At 35.4% G+C, this 25,184-nt stretch carries 37 protein-coding genes; 36 read left to right on the top strand and 1 reads right to left on the bottom strand.

All coding sequences use genetic code 11. The annotated features are described in order from the left end of the window. Positions 1–138: 138 nt before the first annotated feature. Genes FYJ50_RS09680 through FYJ50_RS09665 form a run of 4 tightly spaced genes read left to right on the top strand, consistent with a single transcriptional unit; the run spans position 139 to position 3,565 of the window. Positions 139–873: an ABC transporter permease gene (locus tag FYJ50_RS09680; protein ID WP_154461441.1), complete on the top strand. Its 735-nt coding sequence runs from the start codon at positions 139–141 to the stop codon at positions 871–873. 54 nt (positions 874–927) lie between these two features. After that, positions 928–2,340, top strand: a complete 1,413-nt coding sequence (ffh, locus tag FYJ50_RS09675; RefSeq protein ID WP_154461439.1) for a signal recognition particle protein — start codon at positions 928–930, stop codon at positions 2,338–2,340. 47 nt (positions 2,341–2,387) lie between these two features. Then, positions 2,388–2,981, top strand: a complete 594-nt coding sequence (locus tag FYJ50_RS09670) for an HD domain-containing protein (RefSeq protein WP_154461437.1) — start codon at positions 2,388–2,390, stop codon at positions 2,979–2,981. After that, complete coding sequence (locus FYJ50_RS09665; protein ID WP_154461435.1) at positions 2,978–3,565, top strand: ATP-binding cassette domain-containing protein; 588 nt, start codon at positions 2,978–2,980, stop codon at positions 3,563–3,565. The genes FYJ50_RS09670 and FYJ50_RS09665 overlap by 4 nt, the downstream gene beginning before the upstream one ends. On the opposite strand, the gene FYJ50_RS09660 is transcribed toward FYJ50_RS09665, so the two are convergent. Further along, a complete protein-coding gene (locus FYJ50_RS09660; protein ID WP_154461433.1) occupies positions 3,562–4,368 on the bottom strand; it encodes an HAD family hydrolase in 807 nt (268 codons plus the stop codon). The two genes, FYJ50_RS09665 and FYJ50_RS09660, sit on opposite strands and share 4 nt — an antisense overlap. A gap of 229 nt (positions 4,369–4,597) precedes the next feature. Here FYJ50_RS09660 and rpsL point away from each other — a divergent pair, with 229 nt between their 5' ends. The 32 genes from rpsL to rpsM form a co-directional block, all read left to right on the top strand. After that, entirely contained in the window at positions 4,598–5,011 is a 414-nt protein-coding gene (gene rpsL, locus FYJ50_RS09655; RefSeq protein WP_154461431.1) for a 30S ribosomal protein S12, read from the top strand. 25 nt (positions 5,012–5,036) lie between these two features. Beyond that, positions 5,037–5,507: a 30S ribosomal protein S7 gene (rpsG, locus tag FYJ50_RS09650; RefSeq protein ID WP_154461429.1), complete on the top strand. Its 471-nt coding sequence runs from the start codon at positions 5,037–5,039 to the stop codon at positions 5,505–5,507. 17 nt (positions 5,508–5,524) lie between these two features. After that, on the top strand, positions 5,525–7,621 hold the full coding sequence (fusA, locus tag FYJ50_RS09645; protein ID WP_154461427.1) for an elongation factor G: 2,097 nt from the start codon (positions 5,525–5,527) through the stop codon (positions 7,619–7,621). 71 nt (positions 7,622–7,692) lie between these two features. Beyond that, on the top strand, positions 7,693–8,877 hold the full coding sequence (gene tuf / locus FYJ50_RS09640) for an elongation factor Tu (protein ID WP_154461425.1): 1,185 nt from the start codon (positions 7,693–7,695) through the stop codon (positions 8,875–8,877). A 123-nt stretch (positions 8,878–9,000) separates the two neighbouring features. Beyond that, positions 9,001–9,876 carry a LysR family transcriptional regulator gene (locus tag FYJ50_RS09635; RefSeq protein WP_154461423.1) on the top strand — a complete coding sequence of 292 codons (876 nt, stop codon included), beginning with the start codon at positions 9,001–9,003 and terminating at the stop codon, positions 9,874–9,876. Positions 9,877–9,983: 107 nt separating this feature from the next. Then, positions 9,984–11,414 carry an APC family permease gene (locus FYJ50_RS09630; protein ID WP_154461421.1) on the top strand — a complete coding sequence of 477 codons (1,431 nt, stop codon included), beginning with the start codon at positions 9,984–9,986 and terminating at the stop codon, positions 11,412–11,414. 64 nt (positions 11,415–11,478) lie between these two features. Next, positions 11,479–12,801, top strand: coding sequence for a M18 family aminopeptidase (locus FYJ50_RS09625; RefSeq protein WP_154461419.1), 1,323 nt, complete (start codon positions 11,479–11,481; stop codon positions 12,799–12,801). Then, positions 12,794–13,399, top strand: a complete 606-nt coding sequence (locus FYJ50_RS09620; protein WP_154461417.1) for a hypothetical protein — start codon at positions 12,794–12,796, stop codon at positions 13,397–13,399. Before FYJ50_RS09625 ends, FYJ50_RS09620 begins: the two co-directional genes overlap by 8 nt. 154 nt (positions 13,400–13,553) lie before the next feature. Further along, positions 13,554–13,865, top strand: coding sequence for a 30S ribosomal protein S10 (gene rpsJ, locus FYJ50_RS09615; protein ID WP_154461415.1), 312 nt, complete (start codon positions 13,554–13,556; stop codon positions 13,863–13,865). A gap of 15 nt (positions 13,866–13,880) precedes the next feature. Further along, positions 13,881–14,576: a 50S ribosomal protein L3 gene (rplC, locus tag FYJ50_RS09610; protein ID WP_154461413.1), complete on the top strand. Its 696-nt coding sequence runs from the start codon at positions 13,881–13,883 to the stop codon at positions 14,574–14,576. Then, the gene (gene rplD, locus FYJ50_RS09605) at positions 14,576–15,205 is read left to right on the top strand and encodes a 50S ribosomal protein L4 (RefSeq protein WP_154461411.1); all 630 of its coding nucleotides are present in this window, start codon (positions 14,576–14,578) and stop codon (positions 15,203–15,205) included. Before rplC ends, rplD begins: the two co-directional genes overlap by 1 nt. After that, on the top strand, positions 15,205–15,498 hold the full coding sequence (gene rplW, locus FYJ50_RS09600; RefSeq protein WP_154461409.1) for a 50S ribosomal protein L23: 294 nt from the start codon (positions 15,205–15,207) through the stop codon (positions 15,496–15,498). Before rplD ends, rplW begins: the two co-directional genes overlap by 1 nt. Before the next feature lie 63 nt (positions 15,499–15,561). Continuing rightward, on the top strand, positions 15,562–16,395 hold the full coding sequence (gene rplB / locus FYJ50_RS09595; protein WP_154461407.1) for a 50S ribosomal protein L2: 834 nt from the start codon (positions 15,562–15,564) through the stop codon (positions 16,393–16,395). Between the two features lie 18 nt (positions 16,396–16,413). Then, entirely contained in the window at positions 16,414–16,692 is a 279-nt protein-coding gene (rpsS, locus tag FYJ50_RS09590; protein ID WP_154461405.1) for a 30S ribosomal protein S19, read from the top strand. A 14-nt stretch (positions 16,693–16,706) separates the two neighbouring features. Continuing rightward, on the top strand, positions 16,707–17,042 hold the full coding sequence (gene rplV / locus FYJ50_RS09585) for a 50S ribosomal protein L22 (protein ID WP_154461403.1): 336 nt from the start codon (positions 16,707–16,709) through the stop codon (positions 17,040–17,042). 10 nt (positions 17,043–17,052) lie between these two features. Beyond that, positions 17,053–17,874, top strand: coding sequence for a 30S ribosomal protein S3 (rpsC, locus tag FYJ50_RS09580; protein WP_154461401.1), 822 nt, complete (start codon positions 17,053–17,055; stop codon positions 17,872–17,874). Beyond that, positions 17,874–18,290, top strand: coding sequence for a 50S ribosomal protein L16 (gene rplP, locus FYJ50_RS09575; RefSeq protein ID WP_154461399.1), 417 nt, complete (start codon positions 17,874–17,876; stop codon positions 18,288–18,290). The genes rpsC and rplP overlap by 1 nt, the downstream gene beginning before the upstream one ends. A gap of 1 nt (position 18,291) precedes the next feature. Continuing rightward, positions 18,292–18,492, top strand: coding sequence for a 50S ribosomal protein L29 (gene rpmC, locus FYJ50_RS09570; protein ID WP_154461397.1), 201 nt, complete (start codon positions 18,292–18,294; stop codon positions 18,490–18,492). 13 nt (positions 18,493–18,505) lie between these two features. Next, on the top strand, positions 18,506–18,763 hold the full coding sequence (rpsQ, locus tag FYJ50_RS09565; RefSeq protein WP_154461395.1) for a 30S ribosomal protein S17: 258 nt from the start codon (positions 18,506–18,508) through the stop codon (positions 18,761–18,763). Positions 18,764–18,780: 17 nt separating this feature from the next. Beyond that, positions 18,781–19,149, top strand: a complete 369-nt coding sequence (gene rplN / locus FYJ50_RS09560; protein ID WP_154461393.1) for a 50S ribosomal protein L14 — start codon at positions 18,781–18,783, stop codon at positions 19,147–19,149. A gap of 12 nt (positions 19,150–19,161) precedes the next feature. Beyond that, the gene (gene rplX, locus FYJ50_RS09555) at positions 19,162–19,470 is read left to right on the top strand and encodes a 50S ribosomal protein L24 (protein WP_276983181.1); all 309 of its coding nucleotides are present in this window, start codon (positions 19,162–19,164) and stop codon (positions 19,468–19,470) included. Positions 19,471–19,483: 13 nt separating this feature from the next. Then, positions 19,484–20,023 (top strand): 50S ribosomal protein L5, encoded by a 540-nt coding sequence (rplE, locus tag FYJ50_RS09550; protein ID WP_154461391.1) that lies wholly within the window; start codon positions 19,484–19,486, stop codon positions 20,021–20,023. 9 nt (positions 20,024–20,032) lie between these two features. Then, complete coding sequence (locus FYJ50_RS09545) at positions 20,033–20,218, top strand: type Z 30S ribosomal protein S14 (RefSeq protein ID WP_154461389.1); 186 nt, start codon at positions 20,033–20,035, stop codon at positions 20,216–20,218. 17 nt (positions 20,219–20,235) lie between these two features. Next, positions 20,236–20,631, top strand: coding sequence for a 30S ribosomal protein S8 (gene rpsH, locus FYJ50_RS09540; RefSeq protein ID WP_154461387.1), 396 nt, complete (start codon positions 20,236–20,238; stop codon positions 20,629–20,631). A 22-nt stretch (positions 20,632–20,653) separates the two neighbouring features. Next, the gene (gene rplF / locus FYJ50_RS09535; RefSeq protein ID WP_154461385.1) at positions 20,654–21,217 is read left to right on the top strand and encodes a 50S ribosomal protein L6; all 564 of its coding nucleotides are present in this window, start codon (positions 20,654–20,656) and stop codon (positions 21,215–21,217) included. 19 nt (positions 21,218–21,236) lie between these two features. Then, the gene (gene rplR, locus FYJ50_RS09530) at positions 21,237–21,593 is read left to right on the top strand and encodes a 50S ribosomal protein L18 (RefSeq protein ID WP_154461383.1); all 357 of its coding nucleotides are present in this window, start codon (positions 21,237–21,239) and stop codon (positions 21,591–21,593) included. An 11-nt stretch (positions 21,594–21,604) separates the two neighbouring features. Then, positions 21,605–22,114 (top strand): 30S ribosomal protein S5, encoded by a 510-nt coding sequence (gene rpsE, locus FYJ50_RS09525; RefSeq protein ID WP_154461381.1) that lies wholly within the window; start codon positions 21,605–21,607, stop codon positions 22,112–22,114. A 15-nt stretch (positions 22,115–22,129) separates the two neighbouring features. After that, a complete protein-coding gene (rplO, locus tag FYJ50_RS09520) occupies positions 22,130–22,567 on the top strand; it encodes a 50S ribosomal protein L15 (RefSeq protein WP_154461379.1) in 438 nt (145 codons plus the stop codon). Beyond that, positions 22,567–23,904 carry a preprotein translocase subunit SecY gene (gene secY / locus FYJ50_RS09515; RefSeq protein ID WP_205946507.1) on the top strand — a complete coding sequence of 446 codons (1,338 nt, stop codon included), beginning with the start codon at positions 22,567–22,569 and terminating at the stop codon, positions 23,902–23,904. Before rplO ends, secY begins: the two co-directional genes overlap by 1 nt. Positions 23,905–23,921: 17 nt before the next feature. Further along, complete coding sequence (locus tag FYJ50_RS09510) at positions 23,922–24,569, top strand: adenylate kinase (RefSeq protein WP_154461377.1); 648 nt, start codon at positions 23,922–23,924, stop codon at positions 24,567–24,569. Between the two features lie 128 nt (positions 24,570–24,697). Next, positions 24,698–24,814 (top strand): 50S ribosomal protein L36, encoded by a 117-nt coding sequence (rpmJ, locus tag FYJ50_RS09505; RefSeq protein WP_102267906.1) that lies wholly within the window; start codon positions 24,698–24,700, stop codon positions 24,812–24,814. An 18-nt stretch (positions 24,815–24,832) separates the two neighbouring features. Continuing rightward, positions 24,833–25,184: 30S ribosomal protein S13 (rpsM, locus tag FYJ50_RS09500; protein WP_154461375.1), on the top strand; the 352-nt coding region annotated here is incomplete at its 3' end.

The following is a 25,184-nucleotide window of genomic DNA, read 5'->3' as shown; positions in this document are numbered from 1 at the left end:
GGATTTTTTTATGCTTCCTTCTGGAAGTCTTTTTTTTATTTCTTTTTTTTCTGTAAGATGATAGAATCTTATACGTATGGAGAATAAGATATGAATAGAATTGGATTTGACAATCAGAAATATTTAGTAGAATAAAATATGAAAAAATATTATTCCTGGTTAATATTTATATTTGTTTTTTTTACTGTCTGGCAAATCGCCTCTATTTTAATTGATAATTCTTTTATTCTCCCTTCTGTTATAACCGTATTAAAAGATTTTCTTTCTTTTTTTTATACGAAAACTTTTTATCATGCTACTTACTATACATTGATAAGAGTTTTTACAGGAATATTCTTTTCCTTTTTAATTGGTGTTCTTTTTGCTTTTCTATGTTTCAAAAACAGATTATTTTCTGATATACTTTCAAAACTATTCATAATTTTAAAAAGTTTACCTAACGTCAGTATTATTATTCTTCTGCTGTTCTGGATTTCAAGAGAATTAACAGTTTTTGTAGTGATTTTCCTTTTATTGTTCCCAATTGTATATGAAAATGTATCTGTTTCCTTGCAAGCTATTCAAAAAAAATGGAAAGAAGTTTTGTTTATATATCCACAACCATATACCAGATTAATCAAAGAAGTGTATTTACCTTTATTAAAACCTGCCATTGTTTCCAGTCTTCTTAACTGCTGCTCTTTAGCTTTTAAGGCAGGGGTTATGGCTGAAATTTTAGGTCAGGTACAAAATGGCATTGGAAGACAGATTCAATATTGCAGAGTAAATTTTGAATTGAGTAAAGTCATTGCCTGGACAATCTGGATCGTTATATTGGTATTTTTATTTGACTCTCTTTTAAAATTCTTGTTGAAGAAAACATTTGATGATTAGTATTTAATTGTATTTTATTAAAAAATTAGATAAACTAGACACGAGGTGAAAAATATGGCTTTTGAATCGTTAAGTGATCGCTTGAGCAAAGCGTTTAAAAATATATCTGGACAAGGAAAATTAACTGAAAAAAATATGAATGAAATGCTTAAAGAAGTGCGTATGTCACTTTTGGAAGCAGACGTTAATTATACTGTTGTTAAAGACTTTATTGCCAATGTTAAAGAAAAAGCTATGGGTCAGGAAGTTATGGATTCTTTAAATCCAGGGCAGATGGTCGTAAAAATAGTAAGAGATGAACTTCAGACTTTATTAGGTACAAGTGATGCAAGAATAAATTTTAAGAAGACTGGAATTACTACTGTTATGATGGTAGGACTTCAGGGTACAGGTAAAACAACAGCTTCAGCAAAAATTGCAAAATACTGTAAAGAAAAATTAGCTAAGCGCGTTTTACTTGTTGCTTGTGATGTGATTCGTCCTGCAGCAATTGAGCAATTAAAAACATTAGGAAAAAGTATAGATGTTGAGGTTTATAGCCTGGGCACAGAAGTGGGCGCTTTACAGACGGCAAGAAAAGCAATGGACTATGCCAAAGATCGTCAAAAGGATTTAGTAATTTTTGATACGGCTGGTCGTTTGCATATCGATGACGAACTAATGAAAGAACTTCAGGATATGAAGTCTTATGTTGGACCAGATGACATTCTACTTACTGTGGATGCCATGACAGGACAGGACATTGTAACTGTTGCTAAAGAATTTAACGATCAGTTATCGATTACAGGATTGGTTGTCACAAAGATGGATGGTGATGCTCGAGGTGGAGGTTTACTATCTGTTCGATCTATTACAAATGTTCCGGTATTGTTTGTATCCAGTGGGGAAAAAGTAGAAGATCTGGAAGCTTTCCATCCAGATCGCATGGCCAATCGTATTTTAGGAATGGGAGATGTAGTTTCCTTAGTTGAACAGGCCGAAGAAAAATTAGACATGGAAATTCAAAAGCAGACAGCTAAGAACCTGATGTCTGGAACTTTTAATTTTAATGATCTTTTGAATCAATATGATGAAATTACAAAGATGGGATCTATGCAGAAAATGCTGAAAATGATTCCAGGTATGAATAAAATGGCTCAAAATGTTGACGATGAACTGATGAATAAAAATTTAAAAAAGTCACGAGCTATTATTCAGTCAATGACTCCATATGAACGTGAAAATCCTGGGTGCCTGAAAGCAAGTCGTAAAAATCGTATTGCGAAAGGAGCAGGGGTCAAAGTGATGGAAATCAACAAACTGATCAATCAGATTGAGCAGATGCAGTCGGTTTCTAAAATGATGAAGAATGGAGTTCCAAATATGAATGCCCTGCAGAATATGCAGCGCGGTGGAGGCTTGCAGGGGATGAGCAAGCATTCCGGAAGCAAAAAAGCAAAGAAATCAAAAAAGAAGAAAAAGAAATAAAGGATCTCTTCATGAGATCTTTTTTTAAAAGAATAGAGAGGAATAGTATGGAACGTTTACAGCAGCAATTGAATTTTCTTTTGGAAATGGATAAAGAAAAATCGATAAAAAGACAGACAAGATGTACAGATCATCATATGGAAAATGATGCTGAACATGCATGGCATATTGCTTTAGCCTGTCTGATATTATCCGAATATGCCAATGAAAAAATAGATGTGTTTAAAACAGTTGCAATGCTTCTGATTCATGATGTTGTGGAAATTGATGCGGGAGACACATATGCTTATGATACGCAAGGACAAATGCAGGCACACGATAAAGAAACAAAGGCTTGCAATCGATTATTCTCTTTGCTGCCAGCAGATCAGAAAAAATTATATATCGCTCTATGGAAAGAATTTGAAGAAAATGAAACCAAAGAAGCAAATTTTGCTCATGCCATGGACAATCTTATGCCTGTATTATTAAATAATCAGGATGATGGATATATGTGGCGAAAAAATGAAGTTCCTTTATCTAAAATATTAAAAAGACAGGAAAACACCAAAAAAGGATCAGAATGTTTATATGATCAAATTATCGAAATTTTAAAGCAGAATATTGAAAAACATAATATTGTTAAGGATTGTGAAATATGATAAGAATCAGTAATATAACAAAAAGTTTTGGAGACAACCTTTTATTTAAAAATCTGTCTTTTGAATTTAATGAAAATAGTCGAATTGTTATTCAGGGTAAGAGCGGTTCAGGAAAAACAACTTTGTTAAAAATATTATGTGGACTGGAAAGTGCAGATAATGGGACCGTTGAAAAAGATGAAAAATGTAAATTATCTTATGTATTCCAGCAGGATTGTCTGTTCGATCATTTAACTGCTTTTCAGAATATCGTTTTTGGAATCAGCGAAACCATTTCAAAAGAAGAGTTATGGAATAGAGTTAAAAGAATTTCAATCGATACCTGCTGCCAGGAATTTTTAAATCAGAAAACATCTACATTATCAGGGGGGCAAAGACAAAGAGTGTCTTTAGCCAGAGCTTTGATTCAGTTTCCTGATGTTGTATTAATGGATGAACCTTTAAGTCACCTGGATAAAGAATTAAAAAGGAAAATGATGGATTCCATCCTTTTCCTTCAAGAAAAATATAAATTCACTTTAATTTATGTAACACATGATGATTGGGAAGCAAAACAGCTTGGTCAACAGTTCATTCAGCTCTAATTTTCATCAATTAATATCTTTTTAACGCCATTATAGATGCCATGATCATAGGTGGATGTAGTGACAAATGTCGCAAAGCTTTTGACATATTCACTGGCAGATCCCATGGCAACGGAAACGTCTGCCTTTTGAAGCATCCCAATGTCATTGGTACTGTCTCCAAAGCAAATGGTATCTTTCCATGTTAAATTTTCTCTTTTTAAAATCATTTCAATACCATGTGATTTATCGGTTGAATTATTAAAGATATCAAAACAGAAACCATCTGTTTTTACATTGATCAAATCACTTCGTAAGTCAGGATGATTTTTCATAAAATCATCAATAGCTGATTTATCTTTTGTAAGTACAACCGCATCATAAGCATCATGACGTTTATGGAATGTCTGGCTCTGATCATAAAATAAAGAATCAAGTACATTACAATATTTACAGAAATAATACATTGGATAAAAATTATTATAGATATAAGAAGCGTCTCCAAAATGAAAAAGAAGACCAAATTCTTTTTCTTTACATAAAGCAACCAGATCATTAACCGATTCTTTTGCGATAGGAAAAGAATCAATTTCATTTAATTGAGAATCAAGAATATATCCTCCATTAATTAAAACGTAGTAATCAAAAGTAACTTTTTCTAAAATTAATTTCATTTGATTCAAAGGACGACCTGTTGCGGCACATACAATATAGCCCTGATCTTTAAGCATTTGAATTGCTTCTAAAGTAGAATCTAGAATAATATCGTTTTCAGTCTGGTAAAGAGTACCATCCATATCAAAAAATATAATTTTATGTTTCATATATCGGATTTCCTTTCGCTATGTATTATATAGTATTTTACCTTTAGATTAAAGACATCTACGGATATAAAAATTTATATATATTTCCAGAAAAATATTGACATGGATATATAAAAAGTGTAGATTATTAATGCATGCGAAAAAAGGTTCAAATTGAACCTTAATTTTATCGGATGATTAAGGCACACCCGGATGTGTGTGCTTATGAAAATTTGAAAGGAGAGTTCTTATGCCTACAATCAACCAATTGATTCGTAAAGGTCGTAAGGCCAGTCAAAACGTTTCAAAGTCACCTGCTTTGAACCGTGGTTACAACTCATTAAAGTCTAAACCAACAAACTTATCTTCTCCTCAAAAACGTGGAGTATGTACTCGTGTTGGTACAATGACACCTAAGAAACCAAACTCAGCACTTCGTAAATATGCTCGTGTTCGCTTAAGTAATGGAATGGAAGTTACAGCTTATATTCCAGGAATTGGACACAACTTACAGGAGCACTCAGTTGTTTTAATTCGTGGTGGACGTGTTAAAGACTTACCAGGGGTTCGTTACCATATTATTCGTGGAACATTAGACTGCGCTGGAGTAAACGACCGTAAAAAATCTCGTTCTTTATATGGAACTAAAAAACCTAAGAAATAGATCAATCGTGAAAGGAGGAAAATAAATGCCTAGAAAAGGACACATTGCCAAACGTGATGTATTAGTCGATCCTATGTATAACTCTAAATTGGTAACTCGTTTAATCAATAAAATCATGATTGATGGTAAAAAAGGGGTTGCACAAACGATTTTATACAATGCGTTTGATATCATAGAAGTTAAAACTGGGAAACCAGCAATGGAGGTTTTTGAACAAGCATTGGAAAATGTTATGCCTCAATTGGAATTAAAAGTTAGACGTGTAGGAGGAGCCAACTATCAGGTTCCAGTAGAAGTTAGTGATGAACGTCGTTTAACATTAGGATTACGCTGGATCGTTAACTATGCTCGTTTAAGAAATGAAAAGACAATGGAACAAAGATTAGCTGCAGAAATTATTGATGCTTCTAATGGATCTGGTGCCAGTGTTAAAAAACGTGATGACACTCATAGAATGGCTGATGCAAATAAAGCATTTGCTCATTATCGTTGGTAAGAGAGGAGATTTGTTGTATGCCTAGAGAATATAGCTTAAAAAATACTCGTAATATTGGTATCATGGCACACATCGATGCTGGTAAAACGACTACAACAGAACGTATCCTTTATTACTCTGGTGTTAACCATAAAATTGGAGAAACACATGATGGTGCCAGTACAATGGACTGGATGGCACAAGAACAGGAACGTGGTATTACAATCACTTCCGCAGCGACAACTTGTCACTGGAAAAAATTAGATGGAACTGGGGATGAATGCCGTATTAATATCATCGATACACCAGGGCACGTAGACTTTACAGTTGAAGTTGAACGTTCTTTACGTGTATTGGATGGAGCAGTAACTGTATTGGATGCAAAAGCTGGGGTTGAACCTCAAACAGAAACAGTTTGGCGTCAGGCAACAACTTATGGAGTTCCTCGTATTGTATTCGTAAATAAGATGGATGCAACAGGGGCAGACTTCATTATGTCATGCAATACAATTATTGATCGTCTGGGAGCTAAATCATGCCCAATCCAATTGCCTATTGGAGCTGAATCAAACTTTGAAGGAATTATCGATATTATTGAAAGAAAAGCTTATAACTTCAGTGGAGATTTTGGACGTATTATTACTGAAATTGAAGTTCCTGAAGATATGGTAGATCTGATGGAAGAATATCGAATGAAATTATTAGAATACTTAGCAGATTATGATGAAGATTTCATGATGATGGTATTAGAGGGTGAAGAACCTGAAATCGATGAAATTCGCCGTGTGTTACGTATTGCGGTATGTAATGGTGATTTCTTCCCAGTATTATGTGGATCTGCCTATAAAAATAAAGGGGTTCAAATGGTATTGGATGCAGTTGTTGATTACTTACCATCACCATTAGATGTACCTTCTATTAAAGGAACTTTAGAAGATGGAACAGAATCTGAAAGACATCCTAGCGATGAAGAACCATTCTCTGCATTAGCATTCAAGATTATGACTGACCCATTTGTTGGAAAATTATCATTCTTCCGTGTTTATTCAGGAACAGCTGAATCAGGAAGCTATGTATTGAACTCTACAAAAGGTAAGAGAGAACGTTTTGGACGTATTGTTCAAATGCACGCAAACTCTCGTAAAGAAATCGATAAAGTATATTCAGGTGATATTGCAGCAGCTGTTGGTTTAAAAAATACAACAACTGGGGATACATTATGTGCTGAAAATGCACCAATTATTCTGGAATCTATGGAATTCCCTGAACCAGTTATCGAATTATCACTGGAACCAAAAACAAAAGCTGACCAGGATAAAATGGGATTGGCTTTATCAAAACTGGCTGAAGAAGATCCAACTTTCAAAACATATACAAACGAAGAAACAGGACAGACAATTATCGCTGGTGTAGGTGAATTACACCTGGACATTATTGTTGACCGTTTACGTCGTGAATTTAAAGTTGAAGCCAATGTAGGACAGCCACAGGTTGCTTATCGTGAAACAATTCGTGCTACAGCCGATTGTGAAGGTAAATACGTACGTCAATCAGGTGGTCGTGGACAATATGGTCACGTATGGATTAAATTTGAACCAAACGAAGGAAAAGGATTCGAATTTGTGGATGCTATCGTTGGTGGTTCCGTTCCTCGTGAATATATCAAACCAACTCAGGAAGGTTTGGAAGCCGCATTGGAAAATGGTATGATTGCTGGATATCCAGTAATTGATGTAAAAGCTACATTATTTGACGGTTCTTACCATGATGTCGATTCAAGTGAAATGGCTTATAAAATTGCAGCAAGTTTCGCATTGCGTGAAGCAGCTAAAAAATGTAAACCAGTAATCTTAGAACCAATTATGTTAGTAGAAGTTACAGCACCATCTGAATATTTAGGATCTGTAATGGGAGATGTATCAAGCCGTCGTGGACAGATTACAGATCAGGAAGAAAGAGGAAATGCGATTATCGTACGTTCTATGATTCCACTTTCAGAAATGTTTGGATATGTAACAGACTTACGTAGCTTTACACAAGGTCGTGGAACATACTCTATGAAGTTCGATCATTATTCAGAAGTACCTAAGAGTATTGCAGAAAAAATTATCAAAGAAAATTCTAAAGAAAACTAGTTGAAAAAGGATACAGATTAAATTAAAATTAATCTGTATGTAGTAATCAAATTTTAGGAGGAAAATTTAAAATGGCAAAACAAAAATTTGACAGAAGTAAAGTCCATGTTAATATTGGAACAATTGGTCACGTTGACCACGGTAAAACTACTTTAACAGCTGCTATTACTAACGTATTAGCAAAAAAAGGTATGGCTCAGGCTACAGCTTATGATCAAATTGATGGTGCTCCAGAAGAAAAAGAACGTGGAATCACTATCAACACTGCTCACGTAGAATACCAGACTGAAGGTCGTCACTATGCACACGTTGACTGTCCAGGTCACGCTGACTACATCAAAAACATGATCACTGGTGCAGCTCAGATGGACGGAGCTATCTTAGTTGTTGCAGCTTCTGATGGTCCTATGCCTCAGACTCGTGAACACATCTTATTAGCTCGTCAGGTAGGTGTTAGCTCAATCGTTGTATTCTTAAACAAATGCGACATGGTTGATGACGAAGAATTGATTGACTTAGTAGAAATGGAAGTTCGTGAATTATTAAATGAATACGGATTCCCAGGAGATGATACTCCAATCATTCGTGGTTCTGCATTAAAAGCATTAGAAGGTGATCCAAAATATGTTGGAGCTATCGAAGAATTAATGGATGCTGTTGATTCTTGGATTCCAGATCCAGAACGTGATATTGACAAACCATTCTTAATGGCTGTTGAAGACGTTATGACAATTTCTGGACGTGGTACTGTTGCTACAGGACGTGTTGAACGTGGACAGGCTCATTTAAATGATGAAGTTGAAATCGTTGGTATCAAAGAAACTCGTAAAACTGTATTAACTGGATTAGAAATGTTCCATAAACAATTAGACGTAGCTCAGGCTGGTGACAACATTGGTGCTTTATTACGTGGTGTTGCTCGTACTGAAATCGTTCGTGGACAAGTATTAGCTAAACCTGGTTCAGTTACTCCACACACTAAATTCAAAGGACAAGTTTACGTATTAACTAAAGAAGAAGGTGGACGTCATACACCATTTGCTTCTAACTACCGTCCTCAATTCTATTTCCGTACAACTGACGTTACTGGTGTTATCACTTTACCAGAAGGAACTGACATCGTAATGCCTGGTGATAACGTAGAAATCAACGTTGAATTGATTGCTCCAATCGCATTGGAAAACGGAACTAAATTCTCTATCCGTGAAGGTGGACATACAGTAGGTTCAGGAACTGTAACTGAAATCTTAGGATAATTATTTAAAGAATAAACTGCTCAATGAGCAGTTTTTTTTATTTTTATGTTGTAATTTACTATTTAATCTATATAATGTAAAACTATGAAAGAAAAAACATGTAAATGTTTTCATAGGTAGCGTATGGAACTTGAAAAATATAAAGTCCTCTTAAAGGCAATAGAGACTCAAAGCTTAAGCAGTGCAGCATCTGAATTAGGATATTCTATATCCGGTATTAGCCGTATCATTCATTCTCTTGAAAAAGAGTTGGAAATCGATTTACTAGAGCGTTCAAGAGATGGTGTGCTTCCCAGTTCGGAATGTAAGAAATTGCTTCCTTCCATTAAGGATTTTGTTAAAGCTGGAGAACTTGTTTTATCACAAGCGAAAAATATAACCAATGTGCCTGTAAAAATTCGTATTGGAGTGGCTCATTTACGTATATATTCGTGGTTAATGACTTCTTTAATTTCTTATAAAAAAGAAAATAAAGAAATGGATGTGGATCTGATCTATGGAACCAGCAGTATCTTAGCTAAGCAAGTAGAGCAAGGGCAGCTTCATTTTGCAATCATTTCAAAAAGAGAGGGAGATTTTAAATGGGATCTTTTATGGATGGACGAGGCTGTGGCCTGGGTTCCTGCTTCCAATGAATTATCAGTCAAAGAAAGCATTCCTCTTTCCGCCTATGAAAAAGAAAGCTGTGTTTTCCCATTCTTAAGTGAGGAAACAGATTATAGCTTAATATTTAATAAATATAAAATAAATCCAAATGTTCAAATTGTTACATCGGATGAATATGCAACCTATTCCGTTGTTGAATCTGGTTTAGGTATTTCCATTAATTTAAGGATTTCTTCTTTAATTGAAAACAAAAAACTTAAAGTTATTTCTTTAAATCCTAAAATATATCTTCCAATTGGAATTGCTTATTCAAATGAATTAAGTAAAGAGGCTAAAAAAATAATGAATGATCTTCAATCTTCTTGTAAATTATTTATAAAAAATGCAGACTGAATTTGATTCAGTCTCTTTTTTAATATTTGTTTGACAAAAATGCAACACTGATTTGACATTAACGCAAAAATATGTGATGATTGATATTACGAAAGGAGAGAATAAAAATGGATAATTCTCAAAAGAAAATTAAATGGTATGTATTATCCTTCATGTGTTTCTCAACTCTATGGGGATTTGGTAACGTTGCGAATGGATTTATGTACTTCAATGGAATTCAGGTAATTTTCTCTTGGATTTTGATGTTTGCACTATATTTTGTACCATATGCATTAATGGTTGGTGAAATGGGTTCGGCATTCAAAGATTTAGGAGGAGGAGTTACTTCCTGGGTTTCAGAAACATCAGGTAAAAAGATTGCGTACTATGCTGGTTGGACATATTTTGCGGTTCATATTACTTACATTGCCAGCAAGAGTACAGGTGGATTAAAAGCATTGAGCTGGATGGTTTTCCAGAATGCAGAAACGTATGCTTCTTTTCCAGTTAAAGCCATTCAGGCAGTTACTTTTGTCTGTTTGCTGTTCTTCTGCTGGGTAGCCAGTCAAGGTTTGAATCCTTTGAAAAAATTGGCGACTTTAGCTGGTTCAAGTATGTTTGTGATGAGCATTTTATTTATAATAATGATGTTTGTGGCTCCAATTATCAATCCAAATGCAGGATATGTAACTATGGAAATCACAAAAGAAGCTCTGATTCCACAATTTAATGTGAACTATTTTACTTCTTTATCGATACTGGTATTTGCGGTTGGTGGATGTGAAAAAATTTCACCATATGTAAATAAAGTTGAAAATGCATCTAAAGGATTCCCTAAAGGAATGATTGCTGTAGCTATCATGGTTATGGTATGTGCAATTTTAGGAACCATTGCAATGGGTATGATGTTTGATCCAACTGTTATCAATGAATCAGCGGAAAGCTTTAACTTATATGTATCAAACGGAGCTTACTGGGCATTCCAGAAAGTTGGAGAATACTTCCATGTAGGTAATTTCTTCGTTGTTGTATATGCTGCATGTAATGCAATCGGACAGTTCTCAACTCTGGTCGTAAGTATTGATGCTCCACTTCGTATGTTACTGGATGATAAGAACATAAACTGTTATGTTCCAAAAGGACTGTTGAAACAGAATTCAAAAGGAGCTTATGTGAACGGTATTATTATGGTTGCTGTTTTATCAGGAGCAATCATTCTGGTTCAGATGTTAGTTCCAGGTGGAGATGCAGTTATTGCACAGTTAAATAAATTGAATTCTGTATGTATGCCATTACGTTATTTATGGGTATTCTTTGCATATATCATGTTACGTAAAGCAACGGATAAATATCCAAGAGAATATAAATTTGTTAAATCAAATGGAGTTGCCTTGTTCTTTGGTGCATGGTGCTTCTTTGTGACATTGGCTTGTTGTTTATTAGGTATGTATTCAACAGATACATTCACATTGATTTTAAACATCGTTACTCCAGTGGTATTGGTATTATTGGGATTGATTTTACCTGAAATTCGTAAAATACAAGATGCAAAAGCTTAATTGAGAAACCAGTTTATTGGTTTCTTTCTTATTATTGTGGTATTTTTAATAGGGGGCGTACTATATGAAATTTAAAGAAATATCAGAAGAATTATTCAGTTTTATTGAAAAAAGTCCAAGTATGTTTCATACCATTTTAACAACGAAAAACATTCTTGAAGAAAATGGTTTTACCTATCTACCAGAAGGAAAAGTATGGAATATACAAAAAGGTGGATGCTATTATACAACTCGAAATCATTCAAGCGTTATTGCTTTTAAAATAGGAAACAAACTGGATGATTATCATTTTCAGTTGAGTGCAGTGCATAGCGATTCACCAACGTATAAGATTAAAAATGTTTCTGAATTGGAAGGACCATCTGAATACATTCGACTGGATGTAGAAGCTTATGGTGGCATGATCGATTCATCCTGGTTTGATCGTCCATTGACGATTGCAGGACGTGTTCTGATAAAAGAAAATAATAAAATTGAAAATCGTTTGTTATATATCGATAAAGATATATTAATGATTCCAAATGTTGCGATTCATTTTAACCGAGAAGTTAATAATGGGTATAGTTACAATCGGCAGGTGGATCTTTGTCCGTTATTTTCTGCAGGTGAATTAAAAAAAGGTGATTTTGATAAAATGATTGCCGATGAATTGAATGTAGATCCATCACAGATATTAGGCAAAGATTTGTTCCTTGTAAACCGTCAGCAACCGGTTATCTGGGGTTATAGAGATGAATTTATTTCCTGTCCTAAGCTGGATGATCTTCAATGTGCATTTGCATCCTTAAAAGCATTTATAAATGGAAAGAATGAACATGCAATAAATATATATTGTTGTTTTGATAATGAAGAAGTTGGATCCAATACAAAACAGGGAGCAATGTCTACTTTCCTTTATGATGTTTTACGTCGCATACATACAGGTTTGGCTAAGACAGAAGATGAATTTTTTCAGGCCATTGCTAAATCATTTCTGGTCAGCTGCGACAATGCACATGCTCTGCATCCAAATCATCCGGAAAAATCTGATGTCATTAATCGAAACTACATGAATAAAGGTATTGTTATTAAAGAAAGCGCGAATCAGAAATATACAACGGATGCTTTCAGTCGAGCATTGTTCACAGAAATTTGTAACAAAGCACAAGTACCGGTTCAGTATTTTGCAAATCGCTCCGATATGGTAGGAGGATCCACTCTGGGAAATTTGTCCAATACGCAAGTGAGCATGCATGCAGTGGATATTGGTTTACCTCAACTGGCAATGCATTCCAGCTATGAAACGGCAGGAATCAAAGATACAGCGTATGCAATAAAGGCATTAGAGCATTATTTTAATTCAAATATAATTATTGAAGAAGCTGAAGGAATTATGATTCATGATTGATACATCCAATTATCAATTCTTGAATAAGAATCTTTCTTTACCAGAAGGGCACGATTCAGAATTCAAACAGGTTTTTGATGGGATTCAAAACAAAAATTGGAATATGCTTCGCAAATACTTTATGGCGTGTTATTGCATCGAACAGATTGATGAATTGAAAATATCCAAAGATATTGGCAAAGACCTGCGTTCATGGGAAAAAACAGGAAGTTATAAGAAAAGTAAAGAAAAACAAAAAGAAGAGGATTATACAAAATTTAATATTTCGTCTATATTAAGTGCATTTTCTTTTGCGATTTCTTTAATGTTTGTAAAAGCAGTAATTATGCAAAACTTTGTAGTAAGCTTTGCTGTCGATGCGATTATTGGATGTGTATGTTTTATAATTTTAATGCGAAATTATCCAATCCGATATCGTGTATATAAACTGTATATGGAAGAAAACCAGTTTTTAAAACTGGATGTCAGCAGTGCAATTTTTTGTTTTCTTATGAAAATTTTATTGCCAGCTTTTATTGATATTTCGATGATCGTACTGATTGCGAATTACTTTATTACTGTTCGAAAGAAGTTCAAAAATGTTTTGAAAAATTGTTAAAAAAAGGGGTTGCATACCCCTTTTTATTATGCTAAAATCTTAAAGCATTGCGAGGAAGTGCGAGGTTGCTGACCCACTGAAATCCGTTGTCATGGGTGGCGTCAGGTAATTCGCGCAGAGCATGTTTATCTAGAATAAACGAAAGGAGTAACACATGGCAAAAAACACAATGAGAATTCGCTTAAAAGCGTATGAGCACCGTATCCTGGATGACAGTGCTAAAAAAATTGTCGAAGCAGCGACAAAACATGGAGCAAAAAAAGTAGTTGGACCTGTTCCTCTACCAACAGAAAAACAAGTTGTAACAATTTTGAGAGCGGTACATAAGTATAAAGACTCTCGTGAACAATTTGAAATTCGTACGCACAAACGTTTGATTGAGATTGTCGCACCAACGAAGGAAACAATCGATTCTTTACAAAGACTTGAACTTCCAAGTGGTGTAGATATCGAAATTAAGCTTTAATGGAGGTGTCTAAAGATGAAAGGACTATTAGGAAGAAAATTAGGAATGACACAGGTTTTCACTGAAGACGGTGTATTGATTCCTGTAACTGTGATCGAAGCAACTCCAAATGTTGTTTTACAGAAGAAAACAGCTGAAACAGATGGATATGAAGCGGTTCAGTTAGGATTTGAAGAAATCAAAGAAAAACGTACTACAAAAGCAAACATCGGACACTGTAAAAAAGCAAATACAAGTCCAAAACGCTTTATTAAAGAAGTGCGTGATTGTGATTTAGATGTTAACGTTGGAGACTTGGTTGCCGTTGATATTTTTGAAGCGGGTGAACAGGTTGACGTTATCGGAACAAGCAAAGGGAAAGGTTACAACGGTACAATCGTTCGTAACAATGCTCATCAGGGACCTAAAACACATGGTGGATCTAAAAACATCCGTCATATCGGTTCATTAGCAACAAATGGTATTACTTCTAGACAGGGTCGTATCATGAAAGGTACAATCATGGCTGGTCAAGAAGGTGGATACACAACAACAAATCAAAACTTAACAGTTATTAAAGTTGATCGTGAAAATAACTACATCTTAGTAAAAGGAAATGTTCCTGGACCTAAAAAAGGATGTGTTATGGTACGTACAGCTAAAACATCAAAAGGAAATAAAGCCCCTGTGGTTTTAGTAGACTACAGTGCTAGTAAGGAGGTTCAAGAATAATGGCAATGATCGACGTTATTAATCAACAAGGTCAAGTTGTTAGTTCAATTGAATTGAATGATGCAATATTTGGTATTGAACCAAACCAGCAGTGTTTATTTGATGCATTAAAAATGCAGATGGCTGGTAAACGCCAGGGAACAAGTTCTACAAAAGGACGCAGTGAAGTATCTGGTGGTGGAAGAAAGCCATATCGTCAGAAAGGTACTGGACGTGCTCGTCAGGGTTCTATCCGTGCTACACAGTTTAGAGGTGGTGGAACAGTATTTGGAGCAGTACCTCGTGACTACTCATACAGAATCAATAAAAAAGTTCGTCGTTTGGCTTTAAAATCTGCATTGAGTGAAAAAGTTGCTGAATCTTCATTCAGTGTATTAGATCGTTTTGATATCGAACAACCAAAAACAAAATCATTTGTTTCAATTTTAGCGGCTATTAAAGCTCCTAAGAAAACATTATTTGTAGTTGGTGAAGAAGAAGATGCATACAATGCAATCTTATCTGGACGTAATATTCCAGGTGTAGGATTTGTGACAAGCAAAGGAATTAACGTATACGATTTAGTAAATGCAAATCAGATCGTTATGACTGTAGCTGCTGTAAAAGAAGTAGAGGAGGCTTTAGCATAATGAAAGATTATAGAGACGTTATTATTCGTCCGATTGTTACTGAAAAAAGTATGAAATTGATGGCTGAAGACAACAAATACACTTTTGAAGTAGCAAAAGGAACTAATAAAATTGAAATTCGTCAGGCTGTTGAAGCTATCTGGAATGTAAAAGTTGAAAAAGTAAATACATCTAACAGCAGACAATTAGAAAAAAGAGTAGGACGTTATATGGCTAAAGTTCCTGCTGTTCATAAAGCTGTTGTTAAACTTAAAGAAGGATATTCAATCGAATTATTCGGTGAAGCTGAATAATTCAATCAGGGAGAAGACGCTATTTCCTGAATAAACATTGCGTATAGAAGGAGATTATTGTTTATGCCAATTCAAAAGTATAAACCAACGACACCTGGACGTCGTGGGATGAGCGCTTTGACAAATGAAGAAATCACTGCTTCAAAACCAGAGAAAAGCTTGTTAGCCCCATTAAAATCTCATGGTGGTCGTAATAACACAGGACGTATTACAACACGTCATCAGGGAGCTGGACACAAAAGAGCTTACCGTATTATTGATTTCAAACGTAATAAGGATGATATTCCTGCTAAAGTAGCAACAATTGAATACGATCCAAACCGTTCTGCAAATATTGCACTGGTTAATTATGCGGACGGAGAAAAACGTTACATTATCGCACCTAAAGATTTAAAAGTAGGTACAAAAATTGTTTCTGGAAAAGAAACAGACATTAAAATTGGAAACTGCTGTGAATTAAGAAATATGCCTGAAGGTACAATCGTTCACAATGTTGAGTTAAAACCTGGTAAAGGTGGACAAATGGCACGTAGTGCTGGATGTTCTGCTCAAATTCTGGGTATCGAAGAAAAATACGTTACGCTTCGTTTACAATCTGGTGAAGTTCGTAAAGTATTAGGGGAATGTCGTGCTACAGTTGGTGTAGTTGGAAATGAAGACTACAACCTTGTAAATATTGGTAAAGCTGGTCGTACTCGTCATATGGGTATTCGTCCAACTGTTCGTGGTTCTGTAATGAACCCTAATGATCACCCACATGGTGGTGGTGAAGGTCGTACTCCAATTGGACGTAAATCACCTATGACACCTTGGGGTAAAAAAGCATTGGGTGTTAAAACACGCGATAGCAAGAAAGCTAGCAATAAACTGATCGTTCGTCGTCGTAACGGTAAATAGTAAGGAGGTAAAATTGAAATGAGTCGTAGTTTGAAAAAAGGACCTTTTGTGGATGAACACTTAATGAAAAAGGTTGAAGCTTTAAATGAATCTGGTAAAAAAGAAGTCATTAAAACTTGGAGTCGTCGTTCAACAATTTTCCCTCAATTTGTAGAACATACATTTGCCGTATACAATGGAAAAGAACACGTTCCTGTTTATGTAACTGAAGATATGGTTGGTCACAAATTAGGAGAATTTGTTCCAACTCGTAAATACACTGGTCACGGAAGTGATGACAAGAAAGGTAAACGTTAGGAGGAATATTTAAAATGGAAGTAAAAGCTACAGCAAAAACCGTACGTATTCAACCTCGTAAAGCTAGACTTGTCTTAGACTTGATTCGTGGTAAAGACGTAGAAGAAGCTACTGCAATCTGTAAATTCACTCCAAATAAAGGTGGAGTTTTAGTTGGAAAAGTATTAAAAAGTGCAATTGCGAATGCAGTAAACAATAACGATTTAGATGAAAGCAAATTATATGTAAAAGCTTGTTGGGCAGATGAAGGAATTACTTTAAAACGCTATATGCCACGTGCAAAAGGTAGTGCAAGTCCAATTAACAAGCGTACAAGCCACATTACAGTTGTTGTGGCAGAAAGAGACTAGGAGGTTAGCTATGGGACAAAAAGTATCGCCTATCGGAATGCGTGTCGGAGTGATTCGTGATTGGGAATCAAGATGGTACGCTAACGATCATGAATTTGGATCTACTTTAATGGAAGATGTTAAAATTCGTGAATTTATTGAAAAATACTATGCTGATTTAGCTAATGCTGCAGTTGATAAACGTAAAGCAAATCCTCAAATTTCTCGTGTTGAAATCGAAAGATCTAAAAATCGTTTAACTGTTATAATCCGTACAGCTCATCCAGGAGTTGTTATTGGACAAGATGGTAAATCAATTGAAGGTTTAAAGAAAAAATTAGAAAAATTAACAAATGCGAAAAACATTCAGGTGAATGTTGTTGAAATCGCAAATCCAAATTTGGATGCTCGTTTAGTTGCTCGCTGGATTGCTGATGAATTAGAAGGACGTAAATCTTTCCGTGCTACTCAGAAAAAAGCAATTCAAAATACAATGCGTGCTGGTGCAAAAGGAATTAAAACTTCAGTATCTGGACGTTTAGGAGGAGCAGATATGGCTCGTTCTGAAGGATATTCTGAAGGTGTTGTTCCTCTACATACTTTACGTAGTGATATCGATTATGCGATTGAAGAAGCCAAAACAACTTATGGTCAATTTGGTGTAAAAGTTTGGATCTGCCGTGGAGAAGTATTACCAGGTGAAATGGTAAAAGAACCTGAAGCACCTAAACAAAGACCAGCTCGTAAAGGAAAAGGACGTCGCAATTTTAATAAAGATGGACGTCAACAGAACCGTGCTCCTAAAGCGGCTCCTAAAGCAAATGCAGAAGGAAATAAAGGAGGTAACGAATAATGTTAATGCCTAAACGTACAAAGTATAGACGTCCACATCGTCTAAGCTACGAAGGACGTAGTAAAGCTGGACGTACTATTGACTTTGGTGAATATGGATTGGTTGCCGAAAGCGGTGCTTACGTAAGCAACCGTCAGATTGAAGCAGCCCGTATTGCGATGACACGTTATATGAAACGTGGTGGTAAAGTATGGATTCGTATTTTCCCTCATATGGCAAGAACGAAAAAACCTCTTGAAGTTCGTATGGGTTCTGGTAAAGGTGCACCTGAAGGATGGGTTGCTGTTGTACAGCCAGGACGTGTAATGTTTGAAGTTGGTGGAGTATCTGAAGAAGTAGCTCGTGAAGCACTTCGTTTAGCATCTCATAAATTACCAGTAAAAACGCGTTTTGCTAGAAAAGGAGAAGTAGAATAATATGTTAATTAAAGAAATTCGTGAAAAATCAAGTAAAGAACTTTTATCTACTGTCGATGCTTTAAAAGATGAATTATTTAATCTTCGTTTTCAACAGGCTACTGGTGATTTAGAAAATCCTGCTCGTATTAAAGCAGTAAAGAAAGAAATTGCTCGTATTAAGACAGTTTTAACAGAGCGTGAAAACGCTGATAAGGAATAGGGAGGACCATTCGATGGAAAGAAATGCTCGTAAAGTCTATCGTGGTGTCGTTGTATCCGATAAAATGGATAAAACAATTACGGTAATGGTTGAAACAAAGAAAACACATCCATTGTATGGAAAACGTGTAAAATATTCTAAAAAATTTAAAGCACATGATGAAAACAATGAAGCTCATATTGGAGATACAGTAGTGATCATGGAAACTCGTCCATTATCTGCTACAAAACGTTTCCGTTTAGTTGAAATTGCTGAAAAGGCACGTGCATAGTACAGGGAGGCGAAACAATGATTCAAAATGAAAGTAGATTACGCGTCGCTGACAACACCGGAGCTAAAGAAGTTTTAGTTATTCGTTGTTTAGGTGGAAGTGTAAGAAAAACATCTAATATCGGTGATATCGTTGTATGTACAGTAAAACAAGCGACTCCTGGTGGAACTGTTAAAAAAGGTGATGTTGTTAAAGCTGTAATTGTACGTACGAAACGTGGTGTTCGTCGTGAAAATGGTTCTTATATCCGTTTTGATGACAATGCCGTTGTAATTATTAAAGATGATAAAACGCCAAAAGGAACTCGTATTTTCGGTCCAGTTGCACGTGAATTACGTGACAAAGATTTTATGAAAATCGTTTCATTGGCTCCAGAAGTGTTATAGGAGGTGTCCAAAGTGAGAATTAAAAAAGGTGATCAAGTTAAAGTAATTACTGGTGCTTACAAGGGCACAATCGGAAAAGTAACAGCTGCTTTCCCAAAAGAAGATAAAGTGATTGTTGAAGGGGTTAATATGGTTAAAAAACACTTAAAACCAACTCAACAGAATCCAGAAGGTGGGATTGTAGAAAAAGAAGCAAAAATCCATGTTTCAAATGTTATGTTATATGATGAAAAAGCAAAAGTTGCTTCTCGTGTACGTAACGAAATTAGAGATGGTAAAAAAGTTCGCGTTTATGTTAAGAGCGGAAATGTTGTAAAATAAGGAGGGAAATTAAATGAATCGTTTACAGGAAAAATATCAGAACGTTGTGGTCCCTCAACTTATGAAAGAATTCAACTACACATCAGTTATGGAAGTTCCACATATTGAAAAAGTTGTCGTAAACATTGGTGTAGGTGACGCAATTACAAACGCTAAATTATTAGACGAAGCTGTTGAAGAATTAGCAGCTATTACTGGTCAAGCTCCAGTTATTACAAAAGCAAAGAAATCAATTGCCAACTTTAAATTACGTGAAGGTATGGCTATTGGATGTAAAGTTACATTACGTAAACAAAGAATGTATGAATTCTTAGATAAATTATTCAACATTTCTTTGCCACGTGTTCGTGACTTCCGTGGAGTAAGCGATACAAGCTTTGATGGTCGTGGAAATTACACTTTAGGAATCAAAGAACAGATTATCTTCCCAGAAATCGATTTTGACAAAGTAAATCGTACTCGTGGAATGGATATTGTTATTGTAACAACTGCAAAAACAAATGAAGAGGCACGTGCTTTATTAAAAGCAATGGGAATGCCTTTCAAAAAGTAGGAGGATCATATGGCAAAGAAATCAATGATTAATAAACAGCAACGTCCTCAAAAATATAAAGTGCGTGAGTATACTCGTTGTGAACGTTGTGGTCGTCCACATTCAGTTTTAAGAAAATATAAAATCTGTCGTATTTGCTTCAGAGAATTAGCTTACAAAGGGCAAATTCCTGGAGTTAAAAAGGCAAGTTGGTAAGAAGGAGGCATATTAATATGATTATGACTGATCCAATTGCGGATATGTTAACAAGAATCCGTAACGCATTGCAACAAAAACATGAAACAGTTAGTATGCCATCATCAAATGAAAAGAAAGCTATCGCTAAAATCTTAAAAGATGAAGGATACATTACTGACTACGCTATTGAAGCGAATGGAGTTAAAAAGACTTTAACAATTACTTTGAAATATAAAAATAACGAAAAAGCCATTAAAGGTTTACGTCGTATTTCTAAACCAGGATTACGTGTGTATTCAACAGTAGAAAATTTACCACGTGTTATCAGTGGTTTAGGAATTGCTATCATTTCTACTTCAAACGGAATGATGACAGATAAAGATGCAAGAAAAGCTCACTTAGGTGGAGAAGTTATTGCATACGTTTGGTAATAAAACAGGAGGAAAATAAAAGATGTCACGTATCGGGAATAAACTGATTACCATTCCTGCAGGTGTTACAGTTGAAGTAGCAGCTGGGAATGAGGTGACTGTTAAAGGACCAAAAGGAACTTTAACTCGTACATTTTCTGATTTGATGGATATTCAAGTTGAAGAAAATGTTGTCACTGTAAAACGTCCTAATGATCAGAAAACAACAAAACAATTACATGGAACAACTCGTGCCTTATTACACAATATGGTAGTGGGTGTATCTGAAGGTTACAAAAAAGAATTGAAACTGGTTGGTATCGGATTCCGTACAGCCGTTAAGGGAAATACATTGACTTTAACAGTTGGGTATTCACACCAGGTTGAAATGGAAATTCCAGCTGGTCTGGAAGTAACTTGCTTAGATGCTGCTGGTAAAGTATCTCCAACAGATATTCAGATCAAAGGAATTGATAAACAGTTAGTTGGTCAATTTGCAGCTGAAGTAAGAGCTGTTCGTAAACCAGAACCTTATAAAGGTAAAGGTATTCGTTACAAAGATGAAGCTGTTCGTCGTAAAGAAGGTAAGACAGCTGGTAAGAAATAGTGGGAAAGGAGATTAAAATATGATTAATAAAGTATCACGTAATGAAACAAGATTACGTCGTCACGCACGTGTTCGTAATAAAATCAGCGGGACTCCTGAATGCCCACGTTTAAATGTATTCAGAAGTAATGCACATATTCATGTACAGATCATCGATGATGTAAATGGAGTCACTTTGGCTAGTGCATCAAGTGTTGATATGAAATTAGAAAATGGTGGAAACATTGAAGCAGCTCGTTTAGTAGGAACTGAAATTGCTAAACGTGCATTAGAAAAAAATATTAAAAACGTAGTATTTGATCGTGGTGGATATGTTTACACTGGTCGTGTTCAGGCTTTAGCAGAAGCAGCTCGTGAAGCTGGATTAGAATTTTAGGAGGTCGCAAAATGGCATTAGATAGAAAACCAAGAAAAGACCAAAAAGAATATGAAGATCAGGTAATTGCGATTAACCGTGTTACAAAGGTAGTTAAAGGTGGACGTCGTTTCCGTTTTGCTGCATTGGTAGTCGTTGGAGATCGTAAAGGACATGTAGGAATTGGTACAGGAAAAGCAAATGAAGTTCCTGATGCAATTCGTAAAGCAACTGAAGATGCTAAGAAAAACATGATCGAAGTTCCTGTAATTAATGATACAATTCCTCATGAAATTACTGGAGAATATGGTGCAGGTAAAGTATTTATGCGTCCAGCAAGTGATGGTACTGGGGTTATCGCTGGTGGTGCTGCTCGTGCTGTCCTGGAATTAGCTGGAATTAAAGATATTCTTACAAAATGTATTGGTTCACGTACAAAAATCAATGTTGTTCGTGCAACATTTGAAGGATTACGCAATTTAAGAACAGTTGAACAAGTTGCAGAAATTCGTGATAAAAAACCAGAAGAAATTCGCGGTTAATAGGGAGGGTAAAAGATGAAATTACATACAATGAGCTCTAAAGCACCTCGTCAAAACCGTAACCGTGTGGGTCGTGGTCCAGGTAGCGGAAATGGAAAAACATCAGGACGTGGTCAAAAAGGACAGAACTCCAGAAGTGGTGGAGGAGTACGTCTTGGTTTTGAAGGGGGACAAACACCTTTAGCAAGACGTTTACCAAAACGTGGGTTCACAAACTTTAATCGTAAAGAATATGCAATTGTAAACGTTGAAACTTTAAATCGTTTCGAAGAAGGTACAACTGTTAATGTAGCTTTATTACTTGAAAAAGGAATTATCAAGAAAGAATTAAGCGGATTAAAAGTTTTAGGAAATGGTGAATTAACTAAAAAGTTAACAGTTGAAGCTGTTAAATTCTCAAAATCAGCTAAAGAAGCAATCGAAAAAGCAGGCGGAAAAGCTGAGGTAATTTAATGAAATTAAAAGTAAAGGCAAATGGAGTAAAAGCAAACTCACCTGGATTTTTTGGATCTGTAAAAGCAATGTTTGCAAACAAGGATATTCGTAACAGAATCTTTTTTACTCTGTTCGCCTTTCTTGTGTATCGTTTGGGATGTGCGATTACTGTTCCAAACGTAAATACATCGGACTTAATTGCGGGTATTGGTGAAAATTCATTTTTTGCCATGATAAACCTGCTGGGTGGTGGAGGATTGGAGCAATTTTCCGTCTTCGCAGTAGGGGTAACACCTTACATTACAGCTTCTATCATCATCCAGCTATTGAGTATGGATGTAATTCCTCATTTAACAGAGTTGTCTAAATCAGGGGCAACAGGAAGAAAAACGCTGGATAAGTATACCCGTTATCTTGCTGTTGTATTTGGTTTCGTTCAATCCTTTTCGCTGGTATATGGATTGTCAAAATCTTATTCAACTTTATTAGTAGGAGGATCCGGTATTGCGACAATTTTATATATCGCAACGATTTTCACAGCAGGTACTATGTTTTTAGTATGGATTGGTGATCAGATATCTATGAAAGGTGTTGGAAATGGAATTTCCATGGTCATCATGGCTGGAATTGTTGGTCGTTTACCACAACAGTTTGTAGATGCATTTACTTCTTTAGTAAGTGGCAGCAATGCACCTGATAATGGAATGCTATTATTTGCGGCTTACATTATTGTATATTTATTAATTATTGTATTTGTCACATTAATTAATACGGCAGAAAGAAAGATTCCGATTCAACAGACATCCAGTTCACTTGAAATTATTAAAAATAAAAATGAAGATTATTTACCTTTAAAAGTAAATTCTGCAAGTGTTATTCCAGTTATCTTTGCCAGTTCGCTAATGATGGCTCCTTTACAGATTGCCAGTTTCTTTGAAACAAATGACATTACTCGTGCAATGAATAACTGGCTGGGATTAAAAACATGGTATTCCTTATGTATTTATGTATTGTTGATTCTTTTCTTTACATTCTTCTATACAAAAATGCAGATCAATCCAGAAGAATTCAGTAAAAATCTGGCAAAATCTGGACAGTATATTCCAGGAATTCGTCCGGGTTCTGAAACTCAGGACTATGTAAATAAAGTATTATCAAGAATTACTGTATTTGGATCGGTTGCATTGGCGTTGATTGCCGTTATGCCTCACGCTATGACCATTATCTGGCCAGACTTATCTTCTAATATGGCTTTAGGAGGAACCGGGCTGATTATTGTTGTAGGTGTTGCACTTGAAACAATCAAACAGATTCAAGGTTTGATTACACAGAAATCATATAAAGACTATTATTAAGTCAAGGAGTAATATTTATGAATATCTTTATTATGGGTGCTCCAGGTTCTGGAAAAGGGACTTTTTCAAGTCGAATTAAAGAAGAATTTAATTTAAATCACATTTCTACAGGTGATATCTTTAGAGAAAATATTTCTAAAGGAACGGAATTAGGATTAAAGGCAAAAGCTTATTCTGAAAAAGGTTTACTTGTACCTGATGAAATCACAAACAAAATGGTAAAAGACTTCTTAAGTACTTTAGAAGATAAGAAAAATGGTTATTTATTAGATGGATATCCAAGAACATTAGATCAGGCTAAAGCCTTTGAAGAAATGACAGCTGGTACAGATCTTGCGGTTGAAAAAATTGTTGTAATGGATGTACCTTTCGATGAATTGACTCGTCGTATTACAGGGCGTAGGACATGTAAAAAGTGTGGTGCCATTTATAACATTTATTCTAAACCACCTAAAGTAGCAGAGGTATGTGATGAATGTCAATCTCCTCTTACACAGCGTAAGGATGACAATGCAGAAAGTTTGAAAGTTCGTTTAGATGAATATTCAAAAAATACAGAACCAGTCATTGCATATTATGAAGAAAAAGGAATGGTTTCTAAAGTAGATGCTTCAAAACCAATTGATGAAATTTGGCCTGTATTAAAAGAAATCTTGAAAAAATAAACAATTGCGCTTATAATAAAATAAGCGCAATTTGCTTGCGTTAAAAGAAACATTACGTTTCTGTTAAAATCCGCATAATTTGTATGCGCATTTTAGCAGGGAAATACGTGATTAGAAAGGTAATAAACATGAAAGTAAGACCATCTGTAAAACCAATTTGCGACAAATGCAGAGTGATCAAAAGAAAAGGTCGCGTAATGGTTATTTGTGAAAACCCTAAACATAAACAGAGACAGGGAAACTAGGAAAAATAGGAGGAAAATATGGCTCGTATAGCAGGAGTAGATATTCCAAATGACAAACGTGTAGTAATTTCATTGACATATATCTATGGAATCGGAAAACCAACTGCACAGAAAGTATTGGAAGAAGTAAAAATTGATGAAAACATCCGTGTAAAGGATCTGAGCGAAGAACAGCTGAACAGCATTCGTAAAGCAATCGACAAGATCAAAGTCGAAGGGGACTTAAGAAGAGAAGTACAGCTTAACATCAAGCGACTGATGGAAATCGGATGTTACAGAGGAATCCGTCACAGAAAAGGATTGCCAGTTCGTGGACAGAGAACAAAGACAAATGCACGAACAAGAAAAGGGAAAGCCAAAACAGTGGCAG

Source organism: Floccifex porci (genome assembly GCF_009696175.1).
Classification (GTDB): domain Bacteria; phylum Bacillota_I; class Bacilli_A; order Erysipelotrichales; family Erysipelotrichaceae; genus Floccifex; species Floccifex porci.
This window is presented reverse-complemented; position numbering and strand designations above follow the sequence as displayed.

Excerpts from the sequence above, each read along its gene's own strand:
- rplO (WP_154461379.1), top strand. The coding sequence starts at position 22,130 with ATGAAATTACATACAATGAGCTCTAAAGCACCTCGTCAAAACCGTAAC.
- rpsQ (WP_154461395.1), top strand. The coding sequence starts at position 18,506 with ATGGAAAGAAATGCTCGTAAAGTCTATCGTGGTGTCGTTGTATCCGAT.
- rplF (WP_154461385.1), top strand. The coding sequence starts at position 20,654 with ATGTCACGTATCGGGAATAAACTGATTACCATTCCTGCAGGTGTTACA.
- FYJ50_RS09680 (WP_154461441.1), top strand. The coding sequence starts at position 139 with ATGAAAAAATATTATTCCTGGTTAATATTTATATTTGTTTTTTTTACT.
- rpmJ (WP_102267906.1), top strand. The coding sequence starts at position 24,698 with ATGAAAGTAAGACCATCTGTAAAACCAATTTGCGACAAATGCAGAGTG.
- FYJ50_RS09510 (WP_154461377.1), top strand. The coding sequence starts at position 23,922 with ATGAATATCTTTATTATGGGTGCTCCAGGTTCTGGAAAAGGGACTTTT.
- rpsJ (WP_154461415.1), top strand. The coding sequence starts at position 13,554 with ATGGCAAAAAACACAATGAGAATTCGCTTAAAAGCGTATGAGCACCGT.
- FYJ50_RS09635 (WP_154461423.1), top strand. The coding sequence starts at position 9,001 with ATGGAACTTGAAAAATATAAAGTCCTCTTAAAGGCAATAGAGACTCAA.
- rplN (WP_154461393.1), top strand. The coding sequence starts at position 18,781 with ATGATTCAAAATGAAAGTAGATTACGCGTCGCTGACAACACCGGAGCT.
- FYJ50_RS09630 (WP_154461421.1), top strand. The coding sequence starts at position 9,984 with ATGGATAATTCTCAAAAGAAAATTAAATGGTATGTATTATCCTTCATG.
- tuf (WP_154461425.1), top strand. The coding sequence starts at position 7,693 with ATGGCAAAACAAAAATTTGACAGAAGTAAAGTCCATGTTAATATTGGA.
- secY (WP_205946507.1), top strand. The coding sequence starts at position 22,567 with ATGAAATTAAAAGTAAAGGCAAATGGAGTAAAAGCAAACTCACCTGGA.
- rplC (WP_154461413.1), top strand. The coding sequence starts at position 13,881 with ATGAAAGGACTATTAGGAAGAAAATTAGGAATGACACAGGTTTTCACT.
- fusA (WP_154461427.1), top strand. The coding sequence starts at position 5,525 with ATGCCTAGAGAATATAGCTTAAAAAATACTCGTAATATTGGTATCATG.
- rplE (WP_154461391.1), top strand. The coding sequence starts at position 19,484 with ATGAATCGTTTACAGGAAAAATATCAGAACGTTGTGGTCCCTCAACTT.
- rpsL (WP_154461431.1), top strand. The coding sequence starts at position 4,598 with ATGCCTACAATCAACCAATTGATTCGTAAAGGTCGTAAGGCCAGTCAA.
- rpsS (WP_154461405.1), top strand. The coding sequence starts at position 16,414 with ATGAGTCGTAGTTTGAAAAAAGGACCTTTTGTGGATGAACACTTAATG.
- rpsC (WP_154461401.1), top strand. The coding sequence starts at position 17,053 with ATGGGACAAAAAGTATCGCCTATCGGAATGCGTGTCGGAGTGATTCGT.
- FYJ50_RS09545 (WP_154461389.1), top strand. The coding sequence starts at position 20,033 with ATGGCAAAGAAATCAATGATTAATAAACAGCAACGTCCTCAAAAATAT.
- FYJ50_RS09670 (WP_154461437.1), top strand. The coding sequence starts at position 2,388 with ATGGAACGTTTACAGCAGCAATTGAATTTTCTTTTGGAAATGGATAAA.
- rpsH (WP_154461387.1), top strand. The coding sequence starts at position 20,236 with ATGATTATGACTGATCCAATTGCGGATATGTTAACAAGAATCCGTAAC.
- rplD (WP_154461411.1), top strand. The coding sequence starts at position 14,576 with ATGGCAATGATCGACGTTATTAATCAACAAGGTCAAGTTGTTAGTTCA.
- FYJ50_RS09665 (WP_154461435.1), top strand. The coding sequence starts at position 2,978 with ATGATAAGAATCAGTAATATAACAAAAAGTTTTGGAGACAACCTTTTA.
- FYJ50_RS09620 (WP_154461417.1), top strand. The coding sequence starts at position 12,794 with ATGATTGATACATCCAATTATCAATTCTTGAATAAGAATCTTTCTTTA.
- rpsG (WP_154461429.1), top strand. The coding sequence starts at position 5,037 with ATGCCTAGAAAAGGACACATTGCCAAACGTGATGTATTAGTCGATCCT.
- rplB (WP_154461407.1), top strand. The coding sequence starts at position 15,562 with ATGCCAATTCAAAAGTATAAACCAACGACACCTGGACGTCGTGGGATG.
- FYJ50_RS09660 (WP_154461433.1), bottom strand. The coding sequence starts at position 4,368 with ATGAAACATAAAATTATATTTTTTGATATGGATGGTACTCTTTACCAG.
- rplW (WP_154461409.1), top strand. The coding sequence starts at position 15,205 with ATGAAAGATTATAGAGACGTTATTATTCGTCCGATTGTTACTGAAAAA.
- rplR (WP_154461383.1), top strand. The coding sequence starts at position 21,237 with ATGATTAATAAAGTATCACGTAATGAAACAAGATTACGTCGTCACGCA.
- rpmC (WP_154461397.1), top strand. The coding sequence starts at position 18,292 with ATGTTAATTAAAGAAATTCGTGAAAAATCAAGTAAAGAACTTTTATCT.
- ffh (WP_154461439.1), top strand. The coding sequence starts at position 928 with ATGGCTTTTGAATCGTTAAGTGATCGCTTGAGCAAAGCGTTTAAAAAT.
- FYJ50_RS09625 (WP_154461419.1), top strand. The coding sequence starts at position 11,479 with ATGAAATTTAAAGAAATATCAGAAGAATTATTCAGTTTTATTGAAAAA.
- rplP (WP_154461399.1), top strand. The coding sequence starts at position 17,874 with ATGTTAATGCCTAAACGTACAAAGTATAGACGTCCACATCGTCTAAGC.
- rplV (WP_154461403.1), top strand. The coding sequence starts at position 16,707 with ATGGAAGTAAAAGCTACAGCAAAAACCGTACGTATTCAACCTCGTAAA.
- rpsE (WP_154461381.1), top strand. The coding sequence starts at position 21,605 with ATGGCATTAGATAGAAAACCAAGAAAAGACCAAAAAGAATATGAAGAT.